The organism is Caldisphaera sp. (assembly GCF_023256325.1).
GTDB lineage: Archaea > Thermoproteota > Thermoprotei_A > Sulfolobales > Acidilobaceae > Caldisphaera.
Genome location: NZ_JAGDXI010000033.1, coordinates 1 through 11,702, shown reverse-complemented (window position 1 = coordinate 11,702; position 11,702 = coordinate 1). Strand labels below are relative to the sequence as shown.

Annotated in this window: 9 protein-coding genes; 4 read left to right on the top strand and 5 right to left on the bottom strand. The window is 31.1% G+C overall.

Annotated features, from left to right (window positions below):
• The first annotated feature begins 25 nt into the window (after positions 1-25).
• On the top strand, positions 26-580 hold the full coding sequence (locus Q0C16_RS04545; RefSeq protein WP_292319921.1) for a hypothetical protein: 555 nt from the start codon (positions 26-28) through the stop codon (positions 578-580).
• Positions 581-612: 32 nt separating this feature from the next.
• Here the strand turns inward: Q0C16_RS04545 and Q0C16_RS04540 are convergent, their stop codons facing one another.
• Both Q0C16_RS04540 and Q0C16_RS04535 read right to left on the bottom strand, forming a co-directional pair.
• Positions 613-963, bottom strand: a complete 351-nt coding sequence (locus Q0C16_RS04540; RefSeq protein WP_292319920.1) for a hypothetical protein — start codon at positions 961-963, stop codon at positions 613-615.
• 1 nt (position 964) lies between these two features.
• Entirely contained in the window at positions 965-3,508 is a 2,544-nt protein-coding gene (locus tag Q0C16_RS04535) for a penicillin acylase family protein (RefSeq protein WP_292319918.1), read from the bottom strand.
• Between the two features lie 427 nt (positions 3,509-3,935).
• Between Q0C16_RS04535 and Q0C16_RS04530 the strand changes: the two genes are divergently transcribed.
• The 3 genes from Q0C16_RS04530 (at position 3,936) to Q0C16_RS04520 (ending at position 6,732) form a co-directional block, all read left to right on the top strand.
• Complete coding sequence (locus tag Q0C16_RS04530) at positions 3,936-4,304, top strand: hypothetical protein (protein ID WP_292319916.1); 369 nt, start codon at positions 3,936-3,938, stop codon at positions 4,302-4,304.
• Positions 4,277-4,675, top strand: coding sequence for a hypothetical protein (locus tag Q0C16_RS04525; protein ID WP_292319915.1), 399 nt, complete (start codon positions 4,277-4,279; stop codon positions 4,673-4,675). The genes Q0C16_RS04530 and Q0C16_RS04525 overlap by 28 nt, the downstream gene beginning before the upstream one ends.
• 599 nt (positions 4,676-5,274) lie before the next feature.
• Positions 5,275-6,732, top strand: a complete 1,458-nt coding sequence (locus Q0C16_RS04520) for a 4-hydroxyphenylacetate 3-hydroxylase N-terminal domain-containing protein (protein WP_292319914.1) — start codon at positions 5,275-5,277, stop codon at positions 6,730-6,732.
• 54 nt (positions 6,733-6,786) lie between these two features.
• Here Q0C16_RS04520 and Q0C16_RS04515 read toward each other — a convergent pair whose 3' ends face one another.
• The 3 genes from Q0C16_RS04515 to Q0C16_RS04505 form a co-directional block, all read right to left on the bottom strand.
• Positions 6,787-7,476: a metallophosphoesterase gene (locus Q0C16_RS04515; RefSeq protein ID WP_292319913.1), complete on the bottom strand. Its 690-nt coding sequence runs from the start codon at positions 7,474-7,476 to the stop codon at positions 6,787-6,789.
• A 654-nt stretch (positions 7,477-8,130) separates the two neighbouring features.
• Positions 8,131-10,110 carry an acetate--CoA ligase gene (locus Q0C16_RS04510; RefSeq protein ID WP_292319912.1) on the bottom strand — a complete coding sequence of 660 codons (1,980 nt, stop codon included), beginning with the start codon at positions 10,108-10,110 and terminating at the stop codon, positions 8,131-8,133.
• A gap of 138 nt (positions 10,111-10,248) precedes the next feature.
• Positions 10,249-11,547, bottom strand: a complete 1,299-nt coding sequence (locus Q0C16_RS04505) for an acetamidase/formamidase family protein (RefSeq protein WP_292319910.1) — start codon at positions 11,545-11,547, stop codon at positions 10,249-10,251.
• Positions 11,548-11,702: the final 155 nt, after the last annotated feature.

Genomic DNA, 11,702 nt, shown 5'->3' with positions numbered 1-11,702 from the left:
TAATTGTATATAGGATGGTGAAATTATGAGTAATCTACTAGATAACACTATTGAAGAAGAAATAATCGATATTTCTGATAAGTTTAAAAATTCGAAAAATACATCCAATATTAAAAAAGTTATAAGGGAAAAACTAAATAAATATAAAAAACTACCTATTAATCTCGATGACAGATTAAATTTAGCTACATCGAACGAGGCTGGAATAAGAGAATATCAAAATATAAAAAATGAACTGTTAAAATATAAGTTAGTAAAATACTTTCATGACAATTCTTTTGATATTGAATCAAGAAAGAAAGATGATGGGGTTTTAAAAATATCGTTTTCTATTGACATTAATAGTAAAGCTGATTTAAGATTAAAATTATTTATTATAAATAAAGAAATAAAAAGAGTAAAGCTGATTTGGGATGCATATGAAGAGGATGAGGATGGAGAGGAAAATGAGGATTATGAAATTTCATATTCAATTGTATTGTTAGATAAGGAAATAGATAAAGATTTTGATAGTTTTGATAAAGATTATTCGATTCTATATTTGATACAGGAACTAGGAGAATTAAAAGATAATCTTTAATTTATTATCATAAATATTATTTTTAGAAAATTTTATTTTTTATTTTTAGAATTTAAAATTTCTCCAATAATACCCGATGCCGATAATTCTATCAACCCATATAATAGCGGATATATTAGTATTAATATTAACCAAGATATTCCAGCTAACGCTCCAACAGTCTTAGCTAAAGAAACTAAATAATTTATTGGGTATACTAAATACATTAATAAAGAGCCTATAAATCCAATTAAAAAGCTTGAAATAAGCCTTAATGATCTTCTTCTTATTAATCCCATTATTATGCCTGGTATTATTCCAATCCAAACGTAGGGGATAAAATATGATAAGGCTAGAGTTAAAGCTATCGAAGTCATATATATTATTAAATTAGTCTTATTCATTTTATCCACCTCTAGGAATTAAATACCATGTAGCATTAACTTCAACAACAGGTGAAAATGGATAATAATTAAAGTTTAGCCATGAATTTAGTTGCGTTTCAAACCATGGGCTTGCGGGGTTTTCGCTGGGCCCTCCTGGGAATACTGAATAAAATTGATTAGTTGCAGGGGAATCTACTATCCTTAAACTTGGTCCTTCACTAACAATTAGTGGAATAGAAATTGTACCATTGAAGTTAAAGTAAGCTGCTGATGGAGTAAAACCATCACCCCATATGGGTATTGGGCCATAATTCAGAGATGAAATTCCAGCAGGATTTATGAGCTCTAATACATGCACGTTACCCCATTTCCAATTAGAAATATTACCCAGCTTACTTGATAAATAACTCATTGCCTCATTATAAGACGAATTAACTACTTTACAAAAACTTCCATTAAATAATGATGAATTTGGATTATGTGTCGCAAAATATGCTAGATCGCTTGTAATTAAAGTATCAGTTCCATAAAAACCAACTGTACCTGTTAGCAAATTCTTATATTGGGTTAATCCATGTTCATTTAAAACTGGGTTAACTACATTATTTATTATGTTCAATAAAGTATATGTATAAATTGTTGGCGCCACCTCGTTTTGATAAAATGTATAATTCCATGCCGATAACAACAAAACACCTTCTTTAAGATTATTTGAAAAGTTCTCATTTTCTAAGCATGAAACCATTACAGGATCTAATATGGAAGCCCATGAATCAGTTACATTGCTTTGCAAAGATTCCATATCTGAGATAGTCATGTTCCTATGAGAATTCAAATATCTATATATTGTTAACGCCCTTCCATCAGAGACCCAATAACCTCCAACAAATGGGTACGGATAATCTATAAATGCTGTTGGCTGATTTGGTGCAAAGGCAAAGCCCCTTTCAGGGTTAATTGATTGAGGCAAGTAATTAAATGGTATATAACCAACAGGTTCATAATTAGGTATTGATCCATTTAAGATAGTTCTACCACCGACAACCTCTACACTTTCATTATTTGGTAATGTAATCCTTATTAAAGGATAGAGACCTGCTGTAATAAATCCTGTCTCATTCTTTGAAACCATTGCTAAATTCTGTGTTGGTTCAACCCAATATCTTGCTGCATTTAATAATTGAGAGAAATTTGTTGAATTATCCAATAGGAATTCAGATACCAATGTTAAGAATGGATAATATTGATTTACCCAATAAAGGCTTATACCCATTTTTAATGTATTGTTATAAGAAACTAAAGGTCCGTTATTTGTATAATAAATTGTATATTTTTTGTTCAATAAAGTAAAATTATACTCCTTTAAAGGTAACCATTCACCATTAAATAGATAAGAATGGTTTTCCATATTTACAACTTCTAAATAAGCGTTGCTAGACGCACCTAAAGGAGTTGTTAATCCCCATGCAGTATTTTCCGTATGACCTATCAAAACACCTGGCTCTCCAACTAATTCATAACCAGTTACGTTTAATCTAGGAGATACTAATTGTAATGGAAGCCATAATGACGGATCATATAAAGTTAAATGCGGATCGTTAGCCATCATTGGGTATCCAGTACTGCTGTAATTACCAGTAACTTCCCATTCATTGCTACCTAAATCAACAAAGCTTAATGGATCTGAGCATATTTCATTAAGAGATGAGATAATTAATGGGATTGCCTTATATAAGGTTTCATTACTTAATCCATTTGCAAAATTGCTATAAAAGTTCAATGACCAAAAATATGAAGGACTTATATTAAAGCTTTGAAGATTTAAGTTATTAACAGTTCCATTGCCTGGCATTGCTGTTAAAGAACCATTTGTATAATAAGGGTAATATGGGAAAAGTTCTTGAGTTAAATTGTAGCCTAAATGTGTATAAATTAAAGAAAGCCTTAGTTCATCACAAAAACCTTTGGCTAATCCCCATGACATTACTTCACCCCAGGCTATTGAATAATATGGAGTGAAATTGTAAGGCTTGATTCTTAGCAAATAAAAAATGGGAGGTAATTCGTGAGAGCTTTCAGCCTGAGAAATGTAAGCGTTAACTCCGTTTGAATATGCCTGCAAATAAGAATATATAACAGGGTAGTTTTCCTTAACATAATTTAATGAAAAGTTTGCATTTTGAGGAAAACCAACGTAATGGGCGTAAAGATCTGTGCTTAGAGTTAAATTGCCAAACCATGAACTTAAATTACCTACTCCTGTTAAACCGAATAATTCAAGCTGAAACAACCTCATATAAGCGGTATAATATCCTTCAGCATAAAAGGCATCATAGGTATCATTAGCATATATATGTGCTACTCCATTATTATCTATTATAATTTTAACAGGACTCTTTAAACCTTTTAGGTATATTGTTTGGCTCTTTAATTTAGAGGTGTAGGAATAAGGCCAAATACTGTTTTTAGATGGGCTAAATAATGAAAAACTTTGGCCCAAATAAGATACAAATATTAATATAAAAAGGAAAACCGCTATTAATATATAGGATTTCTTAGCCATTTTTTCACCGTTTTTAATATGTTTTTATAGCTTAAATATGTTTTTTAGAATTAAATCCGTTAATTTCCTAAATATCTCCATGATTTCTATTATGAAAATAATGGAATCATCTTGCTGCAAGTTCTACTATTATATCAAATCAATCATTTATAATAAAGCCTATAAGCAGTCAATTCCTTCTATTTAAATCGCTTTTTAATTAATTATCTAATTAAATTAATGGTTTTCTATTAACTCATTATTTTCATGCTTTTATAACTCTTTTAATAACGTTAGGAAAAAGTACAGTAAATAAGGCTTTTTTATAACAACAAGAAAAGCTTTTTGACAAAAGGTGTTTTACATTTTTTATAATAAATTTCTTAAACATAAGATAGGCATTCAAAAATTATTAACTTTGGTTACATAGGTTAAATTGGTGAAATAGGTGACTTTGGTAATAAAAAATGTAAATGAGGAGAAACTCAGAGAATTCAAAGCTGAAGCTATAAGAAGAGGTTTAACTTTATCTGAAGCTATTGATCAAGCTATGGATCTCTGGTTGAATAGGGTTAGAGATAACGATGAAAGACAAGAAAATAATAAAGTCTTTAATAAATTAAAAGATGAAATACTATCAAAATATAAAGATAAATACGTAATTATAGCTCAAGGTAAATTCATAGGAGCCTACGATAGCATAGATCAAGTTGAGGAGGTTCTTAAGAAATTAAACGTTAAACATGCTATAGTATTTAATCCCAGTAAAGATATCAAAAGTGAGGGCGAATGGTTGGGAGGAAGTTTATTACAATAAAGTGTTTTAATGGCGAAAAACCTTATATTAATTTAAAACTCCAAAATATCAAGCTTGATGAATTTGAATTAAGCTTAAGATTAGATACAGGTTTTGATGGTACAATAATGCTAACAGATACTATCTATAAGTACTTTGAAGTTGGAGAATTACCAGAAGATTCATGGTTTAGGTTTAAAACCTTAAATGGTTATGTTATCATGAAGACGTCAAGAGCACTCATAGATTTTGGCAATAAAAAGATGGAAACTTACGTCTTATCCCCAAGAGATTTTGAGGGAAAGAATTTAATAGGAATTGGAGTTTTAAAGGAATTATCAATTTTAATTGATAAAGTCAAAGAAACATGTACAGTTAATGAAATACTTTGAATTTTTATCTTAATTTCAATAAATAAACTTGTGTCCTTTAACTATTCAGATAGGATAAAGCTCAGAAACTATCTCCAATCAGTGAAAGGAAACCCAAGTGGTCCACTTAATTAAGGAAGTTCTATGGCGAAAATGCTCAAGGATCAAGGATTGTAACACCAACGGCATAGAGAGAACATTAACGAATGCCATAGATATTAGTATATGATAGAAAAAAGGTTTATTACAATACGTAAGTAGAAAATTATAGGAAGAAGGTAGCAATTTCTAATTCAGCCTTGGGCATTTTGGTAAATACTTAACTATAAATTATGAAGTTTTTAAAAGAAGATAAAGGTCTTAAAAAATTTTGTTTAATATAATAAAGGAAATCAAGAATCAAATTCTATAAATCTAATTTATAGATACACAATGTATTTATAATTACTTTTAAATAAGACGAAGGCTCTTCTAATGAAAACTAAATTGCTCTTATTGTTAACCGGGGAGTTAACAATAATAAGATTTATTGTATTTAAATATTATTTAAACCTTCATATAGAATTACAAATTTATTGTATTTAAATATTATTTAATATAAGAAAATATGGGGATAAACTATGGGTTTAAGGAGTTCTCAAGAATATATAAACAGCCTGAGAGATTGTAGGGAAGTATATTATAGAGGTAAAAGAGTTGATGATGTGACTAAACATGATATTTTAAAATCAGCCGTAAATCATGCATCTTTAATATATAAATGGCAACAGGATGAAAAAACAAGGGAATTAACTGTTTATAAAGATGATGTTTATGGTTATTCAAGCAAATTTTATAAAATACCTAGAAATGGAAACGATCTAATAGAAAGGTTTAATTTAATTTATGAAACATCAAAATTAGGAAGGGGGAGTTTTGATGTAATTAAAGCTATTGGCTCCGATGCATTGTTTGCTCTCATGATTGTTGCAAAGAAAACTGATTCATATTTTAAAACACATTATTATGAAAATGTAATGAAGTTTTATGAATACGTTATAAAAAATGATTTGGGATTAGCTGTTGCTCAAACAGATGTGAAAGGAGATAGAGATTTACGACCTTTTGAACAAGAAGATAAAGATCTATATTTAAGGATAGTAGACAAAAACAAAGATGGTATAATAGTTAGGGGAGCAAAAGCACAAATAACACAGGCACCAGTTGCTAATGAAATTATAGTTTTGCCAACAAGAAATATGGGAGAAAAGGATAAAGATTATGCAGTATCTTTTTCTATACCTCCAAATACCAAGGGGTTAAAGATGATTTCAAAGCCATTAAAAGCTAGTGAAACTGCTTTAAATGATCCTTGGTTTGTTTTGGGAAAGGAAAATATGGAAACACAATCACTAGTAATATTTGATGATGTATTTGTTCCATGGGATAGAGTATTTTTAGCTGGTGAATACCAATTAGCAGGACCTTTAGCAGTTATGTTCCCAACTTTCCACAGGTTTACTGCTATATCTTATAGGGCTGTTATAGCTGATTTATTAATAGGCTTGGGAAAACTATTAGCAGAATTAAATGGCATTGATGATAAGTCTCATGTAAGGAGAGATATTGTCGATATGATAAAATATAAGGAAATATTGAGAGAATCTGCTTTAGCAGCCTCTTTATATGCTGAATTAGATGAAGATACAAAAATTGCTATACCTAATAGGATATTTACAAACGTTGGTAAGCTTGTTTCAAACGAAAGTTATCTTAACGTGGTTAAGGATCTAGTAGAAATAGCCGGAGGACTTGCCGATACATTACCAGCAACTCAAGATTTTTATAATGAAGAAGAAGTAAAATACTTGAAAAAATACCTAGTTGGAAAGAAAGGTACAGATCCACTAACTAGAGCAAAGCTTTTATCATTAACGAGAGAAATATTATCAAGTTTAGGGGCATTTTTCACTACAATAATGATACATGCAGAAGGATCTATTGAAGCAAGTGTTATAGAATTATATAGGTCCTATAATTACGAAGAAAGCAAAAAACTTGCGTATTATGCTTCTGGGATAAGTGATGAAATGCCTTAATTATCAAAAAATTTAAATAAATATATATTTATAAATTAATTAAAAAGTAGAAAATTATACTTTACAAGAGGGTTTTAAGAGCTTAATGACAAAATCCTTATTAATTATCAAAATTGTAGAAGATTTTCCAACTATAGGCCTCCAAGCCCATGAACCACTATTTGCAGATTTCATTTTATAATCAATAAAAGGAATGTGGGTATGGCCCATAATTAAAAATATATCTGAGTTTAAAAGTAAGATTCTTTTCGTTATTTTTTCATAAAACCCTTTTCCTAAAAGTAAATTAATAAATGCAGCAATTATACCATTTTTGAACAACAAATCTCCATGAAGCACAACTAAATGCTTATCATTAAACCTTAACAACGCAACACCATTAATTGCTTTTACATTAATATTATTAATATTAAAACTTTCTATCAATCCTTTAATTTTTGGATCGTGATTACCTATAGATAAGGTTATTAAAATCTCACGCAAATTATTAGGGTAACCAGTTAATTCAACAACAAGTTTTGCCATAGATTCATCAAATTTCTGTTTTTCCATATTATTAAAAACGTCCCCGGCAATTATTAAAACCTCAGGATTAACTGCCTTAATAGTTTTTGTAAAGCACCTTGCACTAAATCCCTTGTCTTCCGCATGAAGATCTGAAACTACAGCAATTCTATTATAAGTATAGCTAAGGTTAATCCATAAAACATTTCTTGATTTTTCTTTTATTATCAGCTCGATCATCCCGTCCCTTTTATTATATATTATGTTTTCAATTTACTTTCAGAATTAAAAAAGTTGAAGGTCCTTATATTAATCCTGCTTTCATTTAAATTTTATATGAAAAATAATCAAAACATATAATACAAGGAATTTCAAGATATATTTAATATAAATAAAATTTTATAAAGATTTAAGTTTTCCATATAAAGTTAATTATGAAATCTTTAAACATTTGTATATTTATAGCTTTACAGTAACACATTATCATTAAATACAAAATTACAAAATGTAAACTCCACATTAACATCAGAACTCTTATCACTAAGCAGCTCAGTATCAAATAACTACAAATCATTATCATCTTGAATATCATCATTAAACTTAAGTATTACGACTGTAAATAGTAAGGTATCATCTGTATCCACAAATTTTGGAGCTTTAGGTGGGGTAGCTGTAGTAATAGGCATAATAGCTATAACAGCTGTTTTTATAAGGCATAGGTTTTAAGCTGTAATATTTTTATTTATTTTTATTTGGTCAAATTAGATTTATATGCATTATCTTGTTTCCTTTAATAATAAAGATATGTTTTTTATTTGCAATAATTATGTTGAATAAAACTTAACAATAAAACAATAAGAAGTTTTGTTATAAATTAATTTAAAAATATTTTATTTAAGATTCTCTTTCCTTGAGTTCTTGCTTAAACTGCTCAATAGCCTTCTTTATTTCTTCAACCTCTGCTTCGTCTTCTAAAGTTGATATATCACCTAACGGTTCATTTTTATAAACAGCCCTTATTACTCTTCTCATAATTTTGCCGCTCCTTGTTTTAGGAACTGCCTTAACGAACTCAATAGTCTTAAATACAGCTACTGGTCCAAAAACTTTCTTAACGTGATCTTCTAATTCTTCCCTAATTTTTTCATTGGGTTGATAACCTTCCTTAAGCACCACAAACCCTACAGCAACTTCGCCTCTTATAGGGTCTGGCACACCAATAACTGCAGCTTCAGCAACTGCTGGATGCGATACAAGAGCACTTTCTAACTCGTATGATCCTATACGGTGAGCAGATATCTTTATTACATCATCTACCCTTCCTACAAACCATATGTAATTATCTTCATCTACCATAGCTCCATCTCCTGTATATATAACGCCCTTGAGTTGAGGCCTTGCATTCCAATAAGATCTTATATATCTATCATAATCTTGCCAAAGTTCTGATGTATAGCCCGGGAATGGGTGTTTAATTACCAAAACACCTTTTTCACCTGGCTTAGCTGGTTGACCTGTTTCTTCGTTTGCAACATAACCTATTAGACCTGGCAATAGTATACCAGCGCTACCCGGCTTTATTGGCAGCATCTGTATTCCATAAGGATTACCTACAACTGGTCCACCGGTTTCTGTTTGCCACATATGATCTATAACAGGCACACGACCATCAAGTACATCATACATTAACCATTTAAGAGGCTCAGGGTTAAGCAATTCACCAGCACTAAATACAGCCTTTAAACTAGAGAGATCATGCTTTTTCGCATACGACGTTCCATATTTACCTAAAAGCCTAATTCCAGTTGGAGATAACCATAACTTTGTTACCCTGTTTTTTTCAATTATTTCCCACCACATGTCCGGTTTCGGATAATCTGCAACACCATCATATACAATACTTGTAGCACCAAATATCGGTATACCATAAACTATGTAACTCATGCCTACTACCCAACCTACATCGCTTGTATTGAACCAGACATCGCTAGGCTCTGTTCCATAAACCCATTTGCTCATAGTAGTTACATAAACTTGATATGGACCGTGTTTATGCACAACTGGCTTGGGCTTTGCAGTGGTACCTGAAGTAGGAATAATATATAATGGATCGTTAGACTCCATCCATTCAACATCGCTTGACCCCTCTTTGGACTTGCTTAAGAACTCTTCAAAAGTCATATCGCGTTTAGGATTCACAGATGATTCTTTTTCTGTGTAGCCTGACTTAAGTACAATTACCTTTTCAATTGTGGGTTTCTCTATTCCCTTAAGAGCATCATCTACAATATCTTTAAGGCCGATGAGCTTACCTCTTCTCATATTAAAGTCTTGCGTAAACAATAACTTAGGCTCAGTAAGAAGTATTCTATCCCTTAGGGCACCAGCTGAAAATCCAGCAAATACTGGAGTAGCTATTGCTCCTATTCTGGCAGCTGCATGGAAAACTGCTATACTTTCAACTTTAGTTGGCATATATACTGTAATCCTATCTCCTTTCTTTATACCAAGAGCTCTCATAGAGGCTGCATATCTTTTAACTAGATCAAGGAATTGATAATATGTATACGTTTTAGTAATTCCTAGCTCCGCATTCTCATAGATGTATATGGCTTTGTTAGCAAATCCCTTTTCTACTGGGAAATCAATATGACTATATTCTGCATTAGTTATTCCTCCAATAAACCATCTGTAAGGCTTGTTTTCTTCCCATTCAAATGTCTTATCCCACAACCGTTTCCAATATATTAAATCAGTTTCGCTTTTTGCAACCTCATCCCAAAACTTTACCGGATCTTCTTGCGCCTTTCTAATAAGATAACTAACCATGGGAGGAATTAAAATAGGCTTTGATGATATATTCTCTTCTGGCATACAATACACCATAAATTTATGTATACAGTGAAGGTTATATTTTTAATTATTGGCTATATAATGTAAATTTTTGATATGAATCTAAAAGCCGTAAAGATATTAATTAAAAAGTTTGTAAATAAAAAATTATACTAGATTCTAATATGATAAATTATAATGTTTAATTACAATATCAGCAATATTTAGTTTTTCGAGAATTCTTATTGGAACTTGCATAGATACTTGCACAATACCAGGCAATCTTCCAATTTCTACAGCGCCTGTTATAGTGACCCTATTTAAAACCTCTTCTAGTTTCATGCCAAAAAGTTTTGCAGCCCTTTCAAAACCTTTTTTAGCTGCATCATTTATAGTAGGACCTGATCCTATTATTTGTAAGGGAGCAACTGGTTCTACCTCTATATTTACCTTTTTTGCAAAGCTCATTACATAATCCCACTCATCCTTTCTCCAAGGCTTAGCTAAAGGAGGCAAATCTTCTTCTCTAGGTAATAATAATGGCCCTTCAAGGTTTAACTTATCTATAACTTCTACCTTTACTGAAACTTCTGTAGTAACATCTGTAGTATGGCCTGCCACTTCTCCATCACCTTCCATAGCATGGCCATCCCCTGCATAAATTCCTCCCCCCTTTACCTTGACTGGGGCTATAATTATAGAACCAGGCCTAACAGAATCTATATCCAGATGGCCATCCGTTAAATCGTGCTCATATTGGTCTCTAGTTATTCTATACGGATGGTTTGCATCAATTAAAGCGTATCCAAAGTCGCCTGCATTATGAGAATCTGGTATATCTACTGCAGGTATCGATCCTAATTGACCCATAAAAGGCCTAATTCTCGAGACTGCCCCTATAAGATCTGCTTTAGCTAACGTTACAACAGGTACCTGTTTTGAGTTCGGCGGAATAGACATGTAACTTTTAGCATTTTTTGCTATTTCTTCAGATAATTTTTTATCAACAGTTATACCTACCTTATAAGAATCATCAAATAACATGGTATAACCATGAACCATCTTAAAAGGTGATGCTGGAGTACCATCTTTACACCTTACAGCATTATCTCCTATGCCAACAACTTCATAATCCGGCCATGGTTCCTTAGAAGATGGGCATATCTTAAAAACAAATGGATCTCCCATATAAGTGTTTTCAACGGGTTCTCCAACACCTGAAGATGTTGCCCTTGATTTTATTTTTATATCTTCAAGAAATATAGCTATAGAGTTCCCAATTTCAGCCTTTTCTACTAATACAGGAACATTAACTTCATGGCCTCCTCTAATATTTGGTGTAATCATAGGGCCCCAACATCCTGGTGGCGTTAAGAAAACTATTTTACCTCCATCAGCTACTGGACCTAGCATTTTGCTATGAGGACCTATAATGCCATTAGTGTGTAAATCATTATATAATACAGATTCATATACCATTTTTATCACCATATAATATTATAAGATCGAAAGTAGTTAAACTTTATTAAAAAGAATTAACTTATTAATTGTTACCCCCCGGTTAACAATGATTTTTAAGAATTTTATTATTTTTATATAATTTATTTTATTTGAAAATTAAATATAAATTCATA